Consider the following 16,132-nt stretch of genomic DNA (forward strand, 5'->3'; position numbering starts at 1 on the left):
TTTCCCTCCGCAAGAAAGGACCGGACGAAACCGTGCGGCATTTTTGCGCGCAAGCGCGGATGGCGGTTCAAAGGCAATCGCGATACAGGCGAATCGGGTAGACTAAGCCAGCAGAGTTATTCTCGCGGCCTGTCCCTGCGGACGAGGCGAGCCGTCGCAATTCGGGCGAAATTGGCATCGAAAAGCTCCCTATTGGCTTTTTCGAGCCCGATTGGCCGAGGTCTCGTCCTTTACTTGGCTTTGGCGCGGCTTAAAGTGCCGTGATTCGTAATGGAGCCGTCATGAACCCTTGGCTTTCGAGAACCTTGGCGAAGGTCATCTTTCTAGCCGCCCTGTCAGGCATCAGCCTGTCCGGCATCGGCCCGGCCAATGCCGTGCAGCCGAGCGGTACGGTTCGCTCAACACATGGTGCATGGTCAATCATATGTGACACGCCTGCCGGCGCCACGTCGGAACAGTGCGTGATGATGCAGAACGTCGTCGCCGAGGACAGGCCGGAGATGGGGCTTTCCGTCGTCGTCCTGCGCACCGCCGACAACAAGGCGGAGATCCTGCGCGTGCTGGCGCCGCTTGGCGTACTCCTGCCCAATGGCCTTGGCCTCAATGTCGACGGCAAGGACATCGGCCGCGCCTATTTCGTACGCTGCTTCCAGGACGGCTGCTATGCCGAGGTCATTCTCGAGAAGCCGTTGCTCGACACGCTGAAGTCCGGCACATCGGCCACCTTCATCGTCTTCCAGACGCCTGAAGAAGGCATCGGTATCCCCGTCGATCTCAAGGGTTTCGCCGACGGCTTTGCCGCCCTGCCCTGACGGCGGAGCCGCTTGCGGCTGGTCAAGGATATCTTCAACCTGGAGTGACGCCGACGACCCGTCGGCGAGAGCATTTGTCTTCACAACGCAGCCGGGACGATTGTCTCGGCGCGCCTTCGCGCCTACATCGTGGCAAAGAACCAATTCCTCCTGCGGACGGACCTGCCATGAACAGCCTTATAGGCCAATTCGACATTTCAGACGATCGCATCAAGCAGATCGTCGCGGACACCATCAACGGCGCCGACGATGGCGAGCTGTTTCTCGAATACAGCGAAAGCGAGGCGCTGATGTTCGACAATGGCAAGCTGAAGACCGCCAACTTCAACACCGACCAGGGTTTTGGGCTGCGGGCCGTTGCCGGCGAAGCCAGCGGCTACGCCCATTCCAGCGATTTGTCCGAAGCCTCGCTGCTGCGCGCGGCGGACGCCGTCTCAACGGTCAAGGGCGGCTATTCCGGCACGCTTGCCGCGGCACCCGCGCGCACCAATCGCCATCTCTACGGCGACGAGAACCCAATCCCCTCGCCTTCCTTCGAAGCCAAGGCAAAGCTGCTGCAGGAAATCGACACCTGGCTACGCGCCGAGGATCCGCGCGTGCGCCAGGTTTCGGCATCGCTGACCTCATCGTGGCAGCATGTCGAGATCGCGCGCGCCGACGGCCAGGTGGTCCGCGATATCCGCCCGCTGGTCAGGGTCAGCGTTTCGGTCATCGTCGGCGACGGCGACCGTCAGGAAAGCGGCTCCTACGGAATGGGCGGACGCAAGGCGTTTGGCGAATTCCTGGTCGAGGACAGCTGGAAACACGCCGCCAAGGAAGCGCTCCGGCAAGCGCTGGTCAACCTGGAAGCGATTCCGGCGCCGGCAGGCACCTTCGACATCGTGCTGTCGAGCGGCTGGCCGGGCGTCATGCTGCATGAGGCCGTTGGCCACGGATTGGAAGGCGACTTCAACCGCAAGAAGACCTCGGCCTTCGCTGGCTTGCTGGGCCAGCAGGTCGCCGCCAAGGGTGTGACCGTCGTCGATGACGGCACCATGCCCGAGCGGCGCGGCTCGCTGACCGTTGACGACGAAGGTACGCCTTCGGCCCGCAACGTATTGATCGAGGACGGCAAATTGGTCGGCTACATGCAGGATCGCCAGAACGCCAGGCTGATGGGCATGGAGGCCACCGGCAACGGCCGGCGGGAGGGCTATGCGCACCAGCCGATGCCGCGCATGACCAACACCTACATGACGGCAGGCGACATGGAGCCGGACGAGATCATCGCCTCGGTCAAGAACGGCATCTATGCCGTCTCCTTCGGCGGCGGTCAGGTCGACATCACCTCCGGAAAATTCGTGTTCGGCTGTACCGAGGCCTATATGATCGAGAACGGCAAGGTGACGCAGCCGATCAAGGGCGCCATGCTGATCGGCAACGGACCGGATGCCATGCACCGCGTTTCCATGATCGGCAACGACATGAAGCTCGATACCGGCATCGGCATGTGCGGCAAGGCCGGACAGGGCGTGCCCGTCGGCGTCGGTCAGCCGCACCTCAGGATGAACCAGATGACGGTGGGCGGCACGCGGGTTTGAACGTGAGCGCGAAACGGCTATCGTCGTTTTAACCTGTCAATCATCCGAGCGTCACTTTCACGCCATTCCCGGTTCCAATCTTGGCATCCTCGCCGGCGCTGGTATTTCGGCAGAGTCGGGCATCGCGACCTTCCGCGATCCCGGCGGCGTCTGGGCGAAATACGACCTTCAGGATGTGGCAACACCTCAAGGTTTTGCCCGCGACCCGGCGAAGGTGCTCGAGTTCTACAACATGCGGCGCCGGCGGATGCGTGACGTCATGCCAAACGCGGCGCATATCGCACTGGCGAGGCTGGAATGGGAGTTTTCGGGCGGTTTCCTGCTGGTTACGCAAAACGTGGGCGATAGCCGGACCAATTTAGAAACCGACGGACGACACTTCACGGCTGTGCTTCGCTGCCTGGCGCGCCTCAAGGCTCCGGTATTCCTGTTTCCTGCTGGACACCTCCGAAACAAGGACCATATTCCTCGCCCATCAAGGCGCCGACATTTTTGTTCTCTTTATTGCTAGCGCGACGCTTGAAGGGCGACAGGAGGCGGAAGTGGATTTGCTTTTGCAAATCAGGGTGCTTCGGCCGAAGAGATTTTCGCTCGGGACTGACCCAATACATCAGTCGACGGGATCGGACAGGTGGGCCGCCAGCGCCGTCATGATCTCGGCGGCCGCGAGGGCGGCTATGACCTGCGGTCGCTTGTCCTTGACCGCGGCGCCGCCGATCGGCGAAACGAGGCGGGCGAATTCCGCCTCGTTTCCATCGGCCGATTTCAGGAACCAGTTCCTGAACGTCGCGTTCTTGGTCTTCGAACCGATCATTCCGACATAGGCGGTGTCGACGCGTTTCAACGCCTCGGCGACGATTAGGAAATCCAGTGCGTGGTCGTGAGTAAGGATGGCGAAGGCAGTTCCGGCGGGAGCTTTCCGCACCATCTCCTCGGGCATCGGCGTCAGGCTGGTTTCGATTGCTTCCGGCATGCCCTCCAGCGCCTCGGCGCGGGTTTCGATGACAACGACATGCACCGGGAGCAGCGCCACCGCCGAGGCCAGTGCCTGGCCGACATGACCGCCGCCGAAAATGTAGACATGCGGCAGTTCAGCGTCTTCGGCCTCCGCCGCCGCAACCAGTTGCTGGGCCAACGCCGCATCGACCAGCCGGATCAACACCTCGACCCTGCCGCCGCAACATTGGCCGATCTCCGGGCCTAGCGGCACGTCGAGGGTGGCGCGGATTTCGTTCACGTCGACACGCGACATGACGGACTTCCGGGAGTGATTGGCTCCGACCATCTGCTGGGCCTTGTCGATCGCCATGTATTCGAGCTGGCCGCCGCCGATCGTGCCCGATATCGCCGAACGAGACACGAGCATGAAGGCGCCCTTCTCGCGTGGTGTCGAGCCTTTTGTCCCGGCCACTTCGACCAAGGCGATACGGCCCTGGCCAGCAAGGAAGTCTCTCAGGCTCTGCACTTTCGAGTTCATCTTCGCATTCCCGGATGGGAAAAAAGGAGTTTTGGGGCCCGAATTGTACATTCTCCCGGATTCCGGGACAGATACAGGCGCCGGCCTGAGCCTCATTTTTCAGTCGCTCGATCTCCGTCAGCACACGCTCCGGTCTTGCCGGCACATCAAGGCCAGCCCTGATCCCTTGGTACCGCGACCGACATGCCGCGCGGCAAGCGCGGCCGACCAGCATTTCAAGCCCCGACCTCGTCCAGAAGGCGCCACAAGAAATGCTCGCAGCGGGCAACTTGGTCCAGGGTGATGAACTCGTCCGCCTTGTGGGCCTGGTCGATCGAGCCCGGACCACAGATGATGGTCGGGATGCCGGCCTCTTGAAAATGCCCGGCCTCGGTGCCGAAGCCGACGCAGGTCGAATCGCTGGAGCCCGAAAGCTTCTGCGCCAGCCTGGTGATCTCAGCATCGCACGCCGTATTGAGAGCTGCCGCCCCGGGCACCTTCTTCCAGACGAAGCCGGCCTCGGGCGAGACCGCTCGCATTTCCGGCTCGACATGACGGGCGACGAACGCCTTGCATTCGTCGACATAGGCTTCCGGGTTTTCTCCGGGCAGGAAGCGGATGTCGAAATCGAAGGTGCAGTGGCCGGCGACAATGTTGACGGCGGTACCGCCATTGACCATGCAGCACTGGATGGTGGTGTAGGCTGGCGCCTCGAAATCGCCGTTGTAAGGTCCCTCGTCACGCAGGCGGCGCTGGATGCGCTTGAAGTAGGCGATCGCCTCGCCCGCGGCTTCTACCGCGTTCACGCCCTGATGCGCGATGCCTGAATGCGCCGGCAAGCCCGTGACCTGTACATGGCCTCCAATCTTGCCCTTGTGTGCGCGGATCACCTTCATTTCCGAGGGCTCGCCAACGATGCAGGCGAGTGGTAGCGGTCCACGGCCGACAACATCGTTGATCAGAAGCGGGACACCGAGGCAGCCGACCTCCTCGTCAAAGGACATCGCCAGGTGCAAAGGCGTCTTCAGCCCGCGTTTGAGGAACTCCGGCGCGAACGCGGTTGCGATTGCCAGAAAGCCCTTCATGTCGCAAACGCCGCGCCCGAAGACCTTACCGTCACGGCGGGCCAGCTTGAAGGGATCTGATGTCCATTCCTGGTCGTCGACGGGCACGATGTCGGTATGGCCGGACAGGATTATACCCGGCTGGTCGCGAGGGCCAAGTGTTGCAAACAGGTTCGCCTTGCCCCGCTCTCTGTCGTAGGTCAGCACGCAGTCCACGCCGAGCTGACCGAGATAGTCGCGGACGAAGTGGATCAGCGGGAGATTGCTGTTCCGGCTCGTCGTGTCGAAGCTTATGAATTTCTCGATCATGTCCAGGCTGAACAATTCGCCCGGATCCCTGTTGCTTTGCATGATTGACTCCTAGCTTCCGCGATAGCAGCTGTATCCCCACGGGGACAAAAGCAGCGGTATGTGATGGTGCGCACTGGCATCGATCACCCTGACCCGAATGCGGATCCGATCGAAGAACGGCGTGGCGCCGACACCGAAATTGGCGCGGGCGAAATAGTCGCCGGCCTCGAACGTGAGTTCATAGTCACCACGCTGCAGCTTCCCCGCATCGATCAGCCATTGATCGGTGCGGCCTTCGTCATTGACGACGAAACCGCCCACAGCGGTCCGGCAATCCCCGTCACCGCACCGATACAGCTCCCCCTTGAGGGAGCCCGCCCCTATCCCGCGCGATATGTCGATCACATGGACGGTCAGGCCAGGGCCACCGACGCCGGGCGGGGGCGCGGCCGGATGGTTCGGCAAACTCACCCGTGCGCTGATAGCGCCCCAACTGCCCTTGTCGTCCGGCACCCTGGAAGGCGGCGCGCCGCGGTAGGTCGAATATCCGCCGGGGGCCAGCACTAGCGGCACGTGATAGTGTCCCGCGGGATCCGAGATGTTGAACTCGACGGGAATGATGTCGAAGGGCGAGGCCGCGCCGTGGTACGCGCCGGCGTCGAACTCGAGGACATATGCACCAGGCTCGACCGTTGATTGCGTCAGCAGCGGAGCCTCGCATCGTCCCTGCACGTTGGTAACCGCCTTTGCGATGGAAACCTTGCACCCGCCGGCGAGGCGGAAGAGCTCCACCGCGAGATTTGCCGCTGGCACGCCCTTCGCGATGTCCAAGGCGTGCGTCGTCAACGACGCGGCTGCCGAATGCAAGTCAGACAAGGCCATGATACGTCTCGGAAAATGCTCGTCGCCAAATTCAAGTCACCAAATGATTTTACAAAATGATTTGATTTTGTCTACAATTATGTGAACGATTTTTGATGCCTCTGGAGAACCTCGCATGAGAATTCTGTTGATCAATCCGAATACCAGCACCTTCGTCACCGAAAAGGTTGCCGCGGAAGCCCGTAGGGTTGCCGCGCCCGGTACCGAGATCGTCCCCGTCACGGGCCGTCTCGGCGCCGCGATCGTCAGCGGCCGTTCCGAAGACGCCTTGGCCGCGACCGAAGCCATGTGCCTGGCGGCCGAATACGGTGGCGATTGCGACGCCGTCATCCTTGCCATTTCGTTCGACAGCGGTCTGCGGCCCCTGCGTGAGATGCTTTCCATTCCCGTTGTCGGCATGAGCGAAGCCGCGATGCTGGCCGCCTGCACCTTGGGTGGGAAGTTTGCGATGGTGACGTTCGGCAATCGCGCGGCGCCGATCTATGCGGAGCTTTGCCATGGCTACGGCCTGAGTGGGCGGCTTTCCAACGTAGTGTCGTTGGCGCCGCTGACGGATGCCGAAATGCGCGATCCGCTGTTGATCCTACCAAGGCTTGTCGAGGCGATAGACAGGACGGTCTGCGAAGATCGCACGGAAGCGGCCATCCTGGCCGGCGCGATATTTGCCGGGATCACCGATGACGTGGCCGAAAGAGTGAACATTCCGATGCTGAACGGCGTCGCCGAAGCGGTAGGCATTGCCGAAATGCTGGCCAGGGTAAGACCGCGCAAGGCGAAATGCGGAAGTTACCAGCTGCCAGCGGCAAAGAAGATCGAATGGCCGAATTCCGCTCTGGTTTCCCGTTTCAAGACGTTCTGACGGTCCTGGTCGGGCTACGGAAACTTCGCGGCGTTTCCATAGCCCTGCGAGAGCAGGCAGCCCTATGATACGTGCGGGTCGCGGTTCCAGTTCTTGTAGATCAGGTACCTGGCGTTTGTCCGACCGAGCGCGCCGAACCATTGCGCCGCGAACGGTCCCATCCAGATGACATCGCCCGCCTCGACCGGATACCACGAGTTGTCGAGGCGATAGACGCCCCCGCCGTTCAGCAGCAACAATCCATGTTCCATGAAATGGGTCTCGACATATGGGAGCGATCCGCCTGGCGCGAAGTCCATTATGTTGACTTCGCAGTCGAAGGCATTGCCGGCAGGCAGCAGCTTTTGCAACATGATCATGTCGTCGCCCTTCATGGGCGACCTGGCCACGCTCCCGACCCGTCCGACGAACGGTTCGGGTCGTCCCTCATCGGCAAGCTCGATGTAGCGTTTTTCCAGGACGACGATCCTGGACTTTTCGAGCGCCCTGATTTCGTGGGGGCGATCCGACGGAAGGAAGGCGTAGCCCTCGACGCCGAGTTGGTGGGTTTTTCCGTCGACCGACAGGCTGACATTTCCCGACAGAACAAAGAAGAAGCGCTGTATGCCGATCAGGGGCTCCCGCCCGACCGCTTCGGCCGGCAGGTCAACGAAGAACTCGGTGAAGCGCGCGCCGGTTTGCGGGGTGATGACGAAGATGACCTCGCTGCCGGGCCAGTTCGGCAGCGTCGTGCGCTCGTGGCTGTCAGGGCAGACCAGCGCGTGCCGATCCCGCACCGACGTTCTTGTCTCGCCAAGCTTTTGTCTCATGATGACTCCCAATTCAAAAAACGAAGTTCGGACGTGCCGCCGGAAGTCCCTTGCGCGGGCTTCAGCGCTCACCGCGGAAATAAGGGATGCCCAGCCGGCTCGGCTCTTCCGATTGCTGACGCTTGACGATCATCAGCACGATCGCGGCGATATACGGCAGGGCCAGGAATATCTGGTAGGGCAGCGCCACGCCGACGCCCTGGATTTGCAATTGCAGCGCGTCCAGAAAGGCGAAGACGAGCGCGGCCAGAAGTATTCCGGTCGGGCGCCAATTCCCCGCGATGACGATGACAAGCGCGAGCCAGCCGCGGCCGGCAGTGATGTCTGGCACGAAACGGACGGTGGATGCGATGGTGACGAAGGCGCCGCCGATCCCGATCAACATCCCGCCGGCGACAACGGCACCGTATTGGCGCGCTGTCACGCTGAGCCCGCGTGTGTCGATGACTTTCGGGTTCTCGCCAAGGCAGCGTATCTCGAGCCCGTACTTCGTGCGGTAGAGAAAGAACCAGACAGCGGGGACCAGGAGGAAAGCGACATATGTCAGCAGCTTCTGCTGGAAGAAAATCGGCCCGACATAGGGGATGTCCGAAAGGAACGGGATCACGACATTACCGAAGGTCTCGATGGTGGGCATCGATTGCCCTTCGAAGGTAGTGTCTCAGTTTGAAATTCAGCGCTTTCGCTTCGGCCGCTGATCTGGCGGCATCCACCATGCAGGCGGGTCGTATTCGAGCGGTCGACGGATGAACCGCCCATCCAAGGACTTAACGAAATTGGGCATCAAAGCCCGCTCCATATCCTCTTTGCGGATCGTGAAATCGAGGTCCGAATAAGGAAGGGACTTGTCGGGCGGTTTGCGGTTGGGTGGAGCTACTATAGCCAATTTTTTGTCGGGGAATCTGTCTTTAAAAAATCGCGCCGTTGACGCTTGATCGGAATCCGCGCTGACCAGAAATGCCCAATCGAAAACGTCATCTACCGCATCCATCATAAGAGATAGCGCGACGTTAATATCGGACTGCTTTTCGGAATGCCGGTTAAGCTCATCATTGAAGACGAAATGACCCTCTAGGACCGTAACACCACATGCAATTTGCGCATTGTTGAATGTCCGATGGCGTCCTAGCGAGTCGGGTTTGTGAAAAGGCATGGCCGTGCAAAACACGACTTTCTTCAAATCGAGGCCGTTTGGAGCGCATAGAATCTCAGACAGCCTCCACAGGTTGCACCATTTCATAAATGGTTCACCCATTTCGTGTACTGGGTGATAAAGATTGAACCCGTCGAAATAAAAAGCTGCCCTTTTTTGGGGTATTGGGTCTTGAATCTGGCTCAATTGCGGGATACCTAACGGCTACAACGTTGTGCTGTTCTCAGCACGACAGCCCCAGCGTCAGGCTTGCCGGCGACTGGGGTTTTCCTTTTCTACGCCTTCTTTTTATATGGCCCCCTTGGCCCCGGCCTTGGGGCAATAGCGTCCATCTTCTCGCAAATATCCTCCATTGACCAGAGCGTCTGCGACACACCAGCCGCCATTGCGGGCGAGGTTTTCAGCGTCTTGTGGATGCGAATGAAGTTGTACCAGACGGTGTACAACGCGACCATGTGAACGTGGTTTTCAAACTTCTTTGAGAATGCGTTGGTGAGGCGCGTAAAGCGGCGCATATGCATGCGCATGGTGAGGTTCTGGCGTTCAACGTACGACGTGCTGACATGCGCCAGATCGGGCGAGCCTTCAATCCGCTTCTTGGTCGCGCCAGTACATACAGCGGGGCTGTAGCGGCGTTCCTGTGGCACTGCCTTGCCTTCCGGCTCGCCGTACTGCTTCACCAGCATCGCGTAGTCGATATCCGCTCCAAAGGCTTCCTCGACCGCATTGAGATAGGCGCGGTGACCATCGGTCGTAAGCTGGACGCGGTTGGCGAGGCGTTCCTTCACGTCGTCCATGAAGGCCAGCGCATATTCGCCGTCACGACCGCCGACCAGCCAAGAGATGATAAGCTTGCTGTCGCTGTCCAAAGCGGTCCAAGTCCATGTGTCGCCAGCGCCATCGACACGGTTCTTCATGGCTGCGACGTTCTTTTGCTTCGCGCCAGTGAACGACCAGATTTCGTCACACTGGACGCGCTTGGCCTTCACGTTGCGAACTTCGCGGTCATGCAGATCAGCGCAGAACTTGCCGGCATCGACCAGCAGCTTGGAAACCGTGTTGATCGACACGTCGGCAACGCGGGATATCGAGCGCATCGACGAACCCTCGCAGAGCATCGAGAGGATTTGGACGCGGGTCTGGAGGGGCAGCTTGTTCATGCCCCTAATATCTGAACTTTTATGCTTACTGTCAAGCATCTGAAATATTTTTCTGTTCTGCTATGGCGCAATCGCCGAATCGGATATAATAAAAAGTAGATATCAAAAAGCCAAGAGCATCCTTGCCGAAAATAATAATTTTGTTATAATCCATGAGTGAATGGACCATACTGGATTACATCGAGCCTACGGGCCGCAACTGTGCTGCCGACTGGCTCGCAGGGCTGTCGCATGAGGCTCAGGCTGTGATTGCTCAAAGGCTTTTGGCGATGGAAGGCATGAAGGTGTGGTCGGAAAAATGGGCGTCTAAGCTATCAGATTGGGACGGACTAATCGAACTGAGAGTAACCTATAAGGGCGTACAATATCGCCCGCTTGGTGTTTACCAGCCGAATAAAAGGTTCGTTCTGCTCGGCGGAGCAATAGAAAAGGGCAACGAGATGCCCCGTCGCCATCTAGATTCAGCCGATAGACGAAGAAAGCAACTACAAAAGGACCCGACACGTGTCAGACAACATGAATACTAAGCTAGAGAAACTTTGGGGGAAATTTCAAAGCAAGATCTTTCGCGATAGTTTCGTTGACTCACATGCGTCAACGACGGTTGCTGCTCAAATATTTACTATGCGGGAAGATAGAGAGTGGACCCAGTCTGACTTAGCGGCAGCCACTGGCATGGCCCAATCAAGAATATCTCTATTGGAAGACCCGTCATATGACAGGATGAATATTGGCACACTGAAAAGAATAGCTACTGCTTTTGATGTTGGACTTTTAGTATCGTTTGTTCCATTCAGCGAAGTCTTGCGTCACGCCGCCGATGATAGCGACGACCGCTTTTCTGTCAGGCCCTTTTCTCAGGATTTTGCCCCTGTCGTCGGGAACACGAATTGGTCAGCGACAGCTCTCGTTTACAATGTTGACAGAACAGCCAAGGTTTCCGTGACGAAGCCCACGGAAAATAGAGAAATCAGGATCGTAGAAAATGAAAACACCTCCCACGCAAACGTTGGCTAACAAACAATCTCCTGACTTTAAATACATTTACTCCAACGCCTACGTGATTCAGATGACTTCCAATGAGGCCGTTATTAAATTCGGCATAAATGAAGATGCCAGCAGGCCTAATGAAACAATCTTGGAGCAGGTAGCAATTGTTACAAATTTAGTATCGATAAAAATGTTAGTCGGAATTTTGTCTGAAACTATCAAGAAATTTGAGGACGACAATAAGATAACTATTCCGTATTCGAAGGATCAGGCGGATGATATTTTGAAGAAGATGGTGATAAGCGCCAATAAGCCTATTTAGGCCTCCAGCGGCTTTCTGCCGCCTTCTTAGCGATCTCGGCGCGCCGTTCTGGCGTCATGTTCTCGGCGCGCTTCTTTCCGCCCTTGGCACCAAGCGCCTTCGCGGCAGGGTCTTTGCCGTCGTCCTTCACCTCGTCGTCTTCATCGCCTGTAGCAATGCGCATGACGCGGACGGCGTTGCCGATCACGTCGGCGGGGCGCTTCTGGCCTTTAGGTCCGGTTGGCATCACTTCGTAAACCGATCGAAGACCCTGCCAAGAACAACTTGGCCGCTGCCGGCTTTGAAAAATTGGCGAACCCCTTCAGGCAGCATCACTGCGTCTGCCGTTGGCTCTCCGCCGAGCGCCACCACAGCCTTTGCCCTTGCGGCGTCTTCATCTTCAAGAAAGACCCACGCCATATCGTCGCCGCGCTCAAACATCCAGCCAACTACCATCTGTCATCCTCCTAAGCTCACCGCTAAGCATATAGGAGTTCGGCTCGGATCGCGACAAGCGCGGCGTCAAATTTCAAACTGAGACACTACCCCTTCGAAATAGAGCTTGTAGAGAAGGATCGACACGCCGGAGCCGAGCATGTTGAGGGCGAGGCCCGTCACCTGCTCGACCTTGAGCGTGGCCGCCATGAACACGGTAAGGGCGGCCATCAGTCCGCCCGTCACGATCCCCACCAGAAGGCCGACCCACAGCGATCCCGATACGAAAGTGGCGGAAAAAGAGGTGAACGCCGCCATCAGCATCGTGCCCTCTACGCCCAGGTTCAGGATGCCGGCCTTTTCGGTGATGAGTTCGCCCAGCGCGGCGAAAATCAGGGGTGTGGCGATTCGCACCGTGGCAGCGAAAATGCTGATGATGATTGTCTGGGTGAACAGTTCGCTCATGTCAGCCGCCTATCTTTATCTGGTAGCGCGCCAGCGCCGTCGTGATGAGGAAGAAAATGAGGACGATCGCCTGCACAACGAGCGTAAGCGCGGAGGGGACGCCCGTATCGATCTGCATAGTGACGCCGCCGGTCGACAGGGCAGCGAACAGGATGGCGACGGGCACGACCAGCAACGGCCTCAGCCCCGCCAGCATTGCGATCACGATGCCGGCAAACCCGTAGCCCACGGAAATATCGGGGCGCAGTCGCAATTGTGTCCCGAACACTTCGGCGACGCCCGCAAGCCCGGCAAGGCCACCACTGATCAGCATGACGGTGACGGCCGTGCGGCCGACATTGATGCCCTTGAAGCGGGAAGCCACGGGGTTCTGCCCGACTGCCTTGATCTCGTAGCCGAGGGCGGTTCGACTGAGCAGGACGTGGACGGCGACGGCGCAGATCAGCGCGATCAGGAAGCCCAAGTGCAGCTTGGTCCCCGGAATGAGTGCGGGAAGCATCGCCGACGCACTGACCCGCTCCGACTGCTGGTAGAAGGAGGTCATGTCGCGCCAGTTGTTCACCAGCAGGTAGGAAAGCCCGAAGCGGACGACATAGTTGAGCATCACCGTCGACAGGACTTCGTTCACCGAAAAGCGGGCCTTCAGATAGCCAGCCAGAGCGCCGAGACAGGCGCCGCCAGCAAAGCCGCTTAAAAGAACGATAGGCAACAGGATGAACGTCGGGAGGCCCATGCAGACCAGATAGGCCGCGTAACCAGCCATTGCGCCCGCGTAGAGCTGGCCTTCCGCACCGATGTTCCAGATTTTGGCACGGAACGCGACCGTGACTGCAACGCCAGTAAGGATCAGCGGGCTGGCACGCAGCAAGGTGGTGACGATTGCCATCTGATTTCCAAAGGCGCCTACATAGATCGAGATCAGCGCTTGAAGCGGCGAGGCGCCCGCCGACCACAACAGGAGCGAAGTAGCCACCAGCGAAAGGCCGATTGCCGCGGCAACGGCGATAGCGCCTCCCGCGAAGGTTGGTTCAAGTCTCTTTTCAAACGCAAGTATAGCCATGTCGTGATCAATCAGGTTTCTTGTGAATCTATCCGGCGCGGGACCTGGGGGGCGTCCCCTTGTGCGTTCAGTCCGCGCCGTGTCCGGCCATCAGCAATCCGATCCGTTCCAGATCGATTTCATTGGAACGGAAGTGTCCGACGATTTTTCCCTTGAACATCACGACGATGCGATCGGCGATGCTGGCGAGTTCGCTGAGTTCTTCCGACGCAACCAGGATGCCGAAACCAGCCTTCCGCTTGGCCAGCAACTGCTCCATCATATATTCGATCACCCCGACATCGAGACCGCGCGACGGCTGGTTGGCCAGGATGACTTTCGTCGCCTGCGAGAACTCGCGGGCAACGATCACCTTTTGGGCGTTGCCGCCCGACAATGTCGCCGCCCTGGTGTTTTCGGACGGCGTCGCTATTCGGAACTGCTCGATCGCCTCGCGTGCGAACTGTCTGGATTTCGCGAGCCGCAGAATGCCTTTGGACATGAAGAGGCTCGATCGCTGCGCCCCAAGGATGAGGTTGTCAGTGATGTTGAAGGAGGGAATTAGCCCCTCCTTGAAGCGGTCGTCGGGAATGTAGCCGACGCCATGGCCGCTCATCTGACGAGGCGTATGGTTGGTAACGTCTTTCCCGTCCAGCGTGATGGAGCCGGCAAACACCTTCCTTGCGCCCATCAGGACCTCGAATAACTCTTTCTGCCCGTTGCCAGCGACGCCGGCCACTCCGACGATCTCGCCGCGGCGCAACTCGAAGCCGAGACCGTCGAGCGCATTCTGCCCTCGCTCGCCCTTGGCGCTGAGATTTTGGGCATGGACGACGACGGCTCCCGGTTGCTGTGAGTCGATGCGCGCGACCGCCTTCAATTCGCGCCCGACCATCATGTTGGTAAGCTCGGCCTTGGACGATTTGGCGGTGATGGCGGTATCGACCTTGCGGCCTTTGCGCAGGACTGTCACCCGGTCGGACTGCATGACTTCGTTGAGCTTGTGGCTGATGAGCAGGACCGACATGCCACTTGTGGTCATGGACCGGAATATGCGGAACAGGCGCTCGGATTCCTGTGGCGTAAGGACTGCCGTGGGCTCGTCCAAGATGAGCAATCTAGCGCCGAGATACAGCGCCTTGACGATCTCCACCCATTGCTGCTCGCCGACCGACAATTGCCAGATCTTGGCGTCGAGATCGATGGAAACGCCGTACTGCTCCGAAATTCTTCGCAGCGCCTCCCTGGCTTTGCGCAGGTCCAGCACCATGCCGGCGCCGTCCGTGCCAATCACGATGTTTTCCAGCACCGTCAGCGTCTGGACCAGCACGAAATGCTGATGGACCATGCCAATGCCGTTCCGTATCGCATCGGCGGGAGATCTTATGTCGACATGCCGGCCGTTGAGGATGAACTCGCCAGCATCAGGCTGGCAGTAGCCGTAGATGCACTCCGCCAGGGTAGACTTTCCAGCGCCATTCTCACCAAGGAGGCAATGAATCTCGCCGGGCATGATGTCAAAACTGATGTCGTCGTTCGCAACAACCTGGTGGAACCGTTTCGTCAGATTCCTGGCTTCAAGCAATGCCTGCATCTGTAGCTCGCTTCCGAGGGACTGGTGAGTATTGCGCCAGCCCGGCGACGCCGGGGCTGGCGAATGTGCTAGCCAAGGACCCCTAGTCGGAGACCGGCAGATCGGTCTTCAACTCGACCTTCATTTTGCCCGAGACGATGTCTTCCTGCGTCTGCTTGACGGCCTGCTTGACGCTGTCGGAAGTCTTGCTGTCGAACTGGCCATAGCCGCTGATGGCGCTGCCGCCTTGCGCCATTGTGAACCACACAGGCTCCATCGGGGCAGCGTAAGGCGCTTCGCTTTCCTTGTGCTTCTTCCACTGATCGATGATGTAGTTGATCTGCGGCTCCCAGTTCGCAAGCACGCTGAGCGGCACAGCCGCGGGTGCGATCTTGGAACTGTCGATATATTGGCCGATGCACATGATCTTGCGTTCTTCACAGACCTGGAAAGACTCGCCGAGCTGGAAAATGATGTCGGCACCCGCCGAGATTTGTGCATTCGCGGCTTCGGACGCCTTTGCGGGGTCGTACCAGCTTTCGATGAACGTCACCTTGAGCTTCGCGTCGGGAGCCACTGAGCGGGCGCCCGCCCGGAAAGCGTTCACGACGTCGTTGACGTCGTCGGCCGGGAAAAGTCCGACCGCGCCAAGCACCTTGGACTTGCTCGTCAGGCCCGCGTAGACGCCAGCCACATAGGCAGGCTCGTATATGTGCATGTAGATCAGATAGGAATTCCCACCCAGCGGTCGATTCCCGCCGCCCACGGTTACAAAGAGGATGTTCGGGAATTCGTCCTTGAGGGTTTCCACCTCGTCCGAATAGGAGCTGTGTGCCCAAATGACGTCGTATTTTCCGGTTTCCGCATAGCCGCGAATGACGCTGAGCGCCGTGTCGGCGTAGACGTTCTCGGTGTATTTCAGCGTAATCTTCAAGCCGCCCGGAGCGGCATTCTGAATCCGCTGGAACGAATTCAGCCACGCCTTGGTCCAGGCGTTCTCTACGCCCGAAGGCAGCACCGCCGCCACGTTAAGGGTTTTGGGCTCATCCGCCCGACTGGCGCCAACCGCACACAGCGACAGGCCAAGCACGAAGAGTATCCTGGATATCCAGCTCGAAAAGTTTCGCATGTTCTCCTCCATTGCGGTCATTCAGACCATTTTCCGGAACGGTAGCAGTCATGCCAATTGTACACAATAGCCTTATTTTTTGTAGAATGTTATTTGTCGATATCGTGCGTCCGGTATAAGGAAGATACAGAGCG

Annotated in this window: 20 protein-coding genes; 7 read left to right on the top strand and 13 right to left on the bottom strand. The window is 58.9% G+C overall.

The window, feature by feature from the left end; all coding sequences use genetic code 11:
• The first annotated feature begins 281 nt into the window (after positions 1–281).
• The 3 genes from LGH82_RS10880 to LGH82_RS33490 all read left to right on the top strand — a co-directional run bounded on the left by LGH82_RS10880 (position 282) and on the right by LGH82_RS33490 (position 2,903).
• Positions 282–812 (top strand): invasion associated locus B family protein, encoded by a 531-nt coding sequence (locus LGH82_RS10880; protein ID WP_227348486.1) that lies wholly within the window; start codon positions 282–284, stop codon positions 810–812.
• Between the two features lie 167 nt (positions 813–979).
• A complete protein-coding gene (gene tldD / locus LGH82_RS10885) occupies positions 980–2,392 on the top strand; it encodes a metalloprotease TldD (RefSeq protein WP_227348487.1) in 1,413 nt (470 codons plus the stop codon).
• Between the two features lie 103 nt (positions 2,393–2,495).
• Positions 2,496–2,903 (top strand): Sir2 family NAD-dependent protein deacetylase, encoded by a 408-nt coding sequence (locus tag LGH82_RS33490; protein ID WP_319799946.1) that lies wholly within the window; start codon positions 2,496–2,498, stop codon positions 2,901–2,903.
• A 99-nt stretch (positions 2,904–3,002) separates the two neighbouring features.
• On the opposite strand, the gene xdhC is transcribed toward LGH82_RS33490, so the two are convergent.
• The 3 genes from xdhC to uraH all read right to left on the bottom strand — a co-directional run bounded on the left by xdhC (position 3,003) and on the right by uraH (position 6,085).
• Positions 3,003–3,869: a xanthine dehydrogenase accessory protein XdhC gene (xdhC, locus tag LGH82_RS10895; protein ID WP_227348488.1), complete on the bottom strand. Its 867-nt coding sequence runs from the start codon at positions 3,867–3,869 to the stop codon at positions 3,003–3,005.
• 215 nt (positions 3,870–4,084) lie between these two features.
• Entirely contained in the window at positions 4,085–5,263 is a 1,179-nt protein-coding gene (gene argE / locus LGH82_RS10900) for an acetylornithine deacetylase (RefSeq protein ID WP_227348489.1), read from the bottom strand.
• Positions 5,264–5,272: 9 nt separating this feature from the next.
• Positions 5,273–6,085: a hydroxyisourate hydrolase gene (gene uraH, locus LGH82_RS33635; protein WP_413771439.1), complete on the bottom strand. Its 813-nt coding sequence runs from the start codon at positions 6,083–6,085 to the stop codon at positions 5,273–5,275.
• Positions 6,086–6,200: 115 nt separating this feature from the next.
• Here uraH and LGH82_RS10915 point away from each other — a divergent pair, with 115 nt between their 5' ends.
• Positions 6,201–6,944: an aspartate/glutamate racemase family protein gene (locus tag LGH82_RS10915; protein ID WP_227348490.1), complete on the top strand. Its 744-nt coding sequence runs from the start codon at positions 6,201–6,203 to the stop codon at positions 6,942–6,944.
• Positions 6,945–7,006: 62 nt separating this feature from the next.
• Here LGH82_RS10915 and allE read toward each other — a convergent pair whose 3' ends face one another.
• The 4 genes from allE to LGH82_RS10935 all read right to left on the bottom strand — a co-directional run bounded on the left by allE (position 7,007) and on the right by LGH82_RS10935 (position 10,066).
• Positions 7,007–7,753 carry a (S)-ureidoglycine aminohydrolase gene (gene allE / locus LGH82_RS10920; RefSeq protein WP_227348491.1) on the bottom strand — a complete coding sequence of 249 codons (747 nt, stop codon included), beginning with the start codon at positions 7,751–7,753 and terminating at the stop codon, positions 7,007–7,009.
• Positions 7,754–7,814: 61 nt separating this feature from the next.
• Positions 7,815–8,390 (bottom strand): ABC transporter permease, encoded by a 576-nt coding sequence (locus tag LGH82_RS10925; protein ID WP_227348492.1) that lies wholly within the window; start codon positions 8,388–8,390, stop codon positions 7,815–7,817.
• A 36-nt stretch (positions 8,391–8,426) separates the two neighbouring features.
• Entirely contained in the window at positions 8,427–9,092 is a 666-nt protein-coding gene (locus LGH82_RS10930; RefSeq protein WP_227348493.1) for an NYN domain-containing protein, read from the bottom strand.
• An 89-nt stretch (positions 9,093–9,181) separates the two neighbouring features.
• On the bottom strand, positions 9,182–10,066 hold the full coding sequence (locus tag LGH82_RS10935; RefSeq protein WP_227348494.1) for an IS1 family transposase: 885 nt from the start codon (positions 10,064–10,066) through the stop codon (positions 9,182–9,184).
• Between the two features lie 152 nt (positions 10,067–10,218).
• Between LGH82_RS10935 and LGH82_RS10940 the strand changes: the two genes are divergently transcribed.
• From LGH82_RS10940 to LGH82_RS10950, 3 genes are read left to right on the top strand one after another with little or no spacing between them, the layout of a single operon-like run.
• Positions 10,219–10,593 (top strand): type II toxin-antitoxin system RelE/ParE family toxin, encoded by a 375-nt coding sequence (locus tag LGH82_RS10940; RefSeq protein ID WP_227348495.1) that lies wholly within the window; start codon positions 10,219–10,221, stop codon positions 10,591–10,593.
• A complete protein-coding gene (locus LGH82_RS10945) occupies positions 10,571–11,083 on the top strand; it encodes a helix-turn-helix domain-containing protein (RefSeq protein ID WP_227348496.1) in 513 nt (170 codons plus the stop codon). Before LGH82_RS10940 ends, LGH82_RS10945 begins: the two co-directional genes overlap by 23 nt.
• Complete coding sequence (locus tag LGH82_RS10950) at positions 11,052–11,378, top strand: hypothetical protein (RefSeq protein ID WP_227348497.1); 327 nt, start codon at positions 11,052–11,054, stop codon at positions 11,376–11,378. Before LGH82_RS10945 ends, LGH82_RS10950 begins: the two co-directional genes overlap by 32 nt.
• Here the strand turns inward: LGH82_RS10950 and LGH82_RS10955 are convergent.
• The 6 genes from LGH82_RS10955 to LGH82_RS10980 form a co-directional block, all read right to left on the bottom strand.
• Complete coding sequence (locus LGH82_RS10955; RefSeq protein ID WP_227348498.1) at positions 11,371–11,565, bottom strand: RNA-binding protein; 195 nt, start codon at positions 11,563–11,565, stop codon at positions 11,371–11,373. The two genes, LGH82_RS10950 and LGH82_RS10955, sit on opposite strands and share 8 nt — an antisense overlap.
• Before the next feature lie 38 nt (positions 11,566–11,603).
• Positions 11,604–11,813 carry a hypothetical protein gene (locus tag LGH82_RS10960; RefSeq protein WP_227348499.1) on the bottom strand — a complete coding sequence of 70 codons (210 nt, stop codon included), beginning with the start codon at positions 11,811–11,813 and terminating at the stop codon, positions 11,604–11,606.
• 66 nt (positions 11,814–11,879) lie between these two features.
• A complete protein-coding gene (locus tag LGH82_RS10965; protein ID WP_227348500.1) occupies positions 11,880–12,257 on the bottom strand; it encodes an ABC transporter permease subunit in 378 nt (125 codons plus the stop codon).
• A 1-nt stretch (position 12,258) separates the two neighbouring features.
• Positions 12,259–13,317 carry an ABC transporter permease gene (locus LGH82_RS10970; protein ID WP_227348501.1) on the bottom strand — a complete coding sequence of 353 codons (1,059 nt, stop codon included), beginning with the start codon at positions 13,315–13,317 and terminating at the stop codon, positions 12,259–12,261.
• A gap of 67 nt (positions 13,318–13,384) precedes the next feature.
• Positions 13,385–14,890 (bottom strand): ABC transporter ATP-binding protein, encoded by a 1,506-nt coding sequence (locus tag LGH82_RS10975; protein WP_227348502.1) that lies wholly within the window; start codon positions 14,888–14,890, stop codon positions 13,385–13,387.
• Positions 14,891–14,972: 82 nt separating this feature from the next.
• Positions 14,973–15,998, bottom strand: a complete 1,026-nt coding sequence (locus tag LGH82_RS10980) for a BMP family protein (RefSeq protein WP_227348503.1) — start codon at positions 15,996–15,998, stop codon at positions 14,973–14,975.
• Positions 15,999–16,132: the final 134 nt, after the last annotated feature.

Source organism: Mesorhizobium sp. PAMC28654 (assembly GCF_020616515.1).
In the GTDB taxonomy this organism is placed as follows: Bacteria; Pseudomonadota; Alphaproteobacteria; order Rhizobiales; family Rhizobiaceae; genus Mesorhizobium.

What these genes read in the sequence shown, in the direction of transcription:
- LGH82_RS10880 (WP_227348486.1), top strand. Translation starts at nt 282, where the DNA reads ATGAACCCTTGGCTTTCGAGAACCTTGGCGAAGGTCATCTTTCTAGCC.
- tldD (WP_227348487.1), top strand. Translation starts at nt 980, where the DNA reads ATGAACAGCCTTATAGGCCAATTCGACATTTCAGACGATCGCATCAAG.
- xdhC (WP_227348488.1), bottom strand. Translation starts at nt 3,869, where the DNA reads ATGAACTCGAAAGTGCAGAGCCTGAGAGACTTCCTTGCTGGCCAGGGC.
- argE (WP_227348489.1), bottom strand. Translation starts at nt 5,263, where the DNA reads ATGCAAAGCAACAGGGATCCGGGCGAATTGTTCAGCCTGGACATGATC.
- uraH (WP_413771439.1), bottom strand. Translation starts at nt 6,085, where the DNA reads ATGGCCTTGTCTGACTTGCATTCGGCAGCCGCGTCGTTGACGACGCAC.
- LGH82_RS10915 (WP_227348490.1), top strand. Translation starts at nt 6,201, where the DNA reads ATGAGAATTCTGTTGATCAATCCGAATACCAGCACCTTCGTCACCGAA.
- allE (WP_227348491.1), bottom strand. Translation starts at nt 7,753, where the DNA reads ATGAGACAAAAGCTTGGCGAGACAAGAACGTCGGTGCGGGATCGGCAC.
- LGH82_RS10925 (WP_227348492.1), bottom strand. Translation starts at nt 8,390, where the DNA reads ATGCCCACCATCGAGACCTTCGGTAATGTCGTGATCCCGTTCCTTTCG.
- LGH82_RS10935 (WP_227348494.1), bottom strand. Translation starts at nt 10,066, where the DNA reads ATGAACAAGCTGCCCCTCCAGACCCGCGTCCAAATCCTCTCGATGCTC.
- LGH82_RS10940 (WP_227348495.1), top strand. Translation starts at nt 10,219, where the DNA reads ATGAGTGAATGGACCATACTGGATTACATCGAGCCTACGGGCCGCAAC.
- LGH82_RS10950 (WP_227348497.1), top strand. Translation starts at nt 11,052, where the DNA reads ATGAAAACACCTCCCACGCAAACGTTGGCTAACAAACAATCTCCTGAC.
- LGH82_RS10960 (WP_227348499.1), bottom strand. Translation starts at nt 11,813, where the DNA reads ATGGTAGTTGGCTGGATGTTTGAGCGCGGCGACGATATGGCGTGGGTC.
- LGH82_RS10965 (WP_227348500.1), bottom strand. Translation starts at nt 12,257, where the DNA reads ATGAGCGAACTGTTCACCCAGACAATCATCATCAGCATTTTCGCTGCC.
- LGH82_RS10970 (WP_227348501.1), bottom strand. Translation starts at nt 13,317, where the DNA reads ATGGCTATACTTGCGTTTGAAAAGAGACTTGAACCAACCTTCGCGGGA.
- LGH82_RS10975 (WP_227348502.1), bottom strand. Translation starts at nt 14,890, where the DNA reads ATGCAGGCATTGCTTGAAGCCAGGAATCTGACGAAACGGTTCCACCAG.
- LGH82_RS10980 (WP_227348503.1), bottom strand. Translation starts at nt 15,998, where the DNA reads ATGCGAAACTTTTCGAGCTGGATATCCAGGATACTCTTCGTGCTTGGC.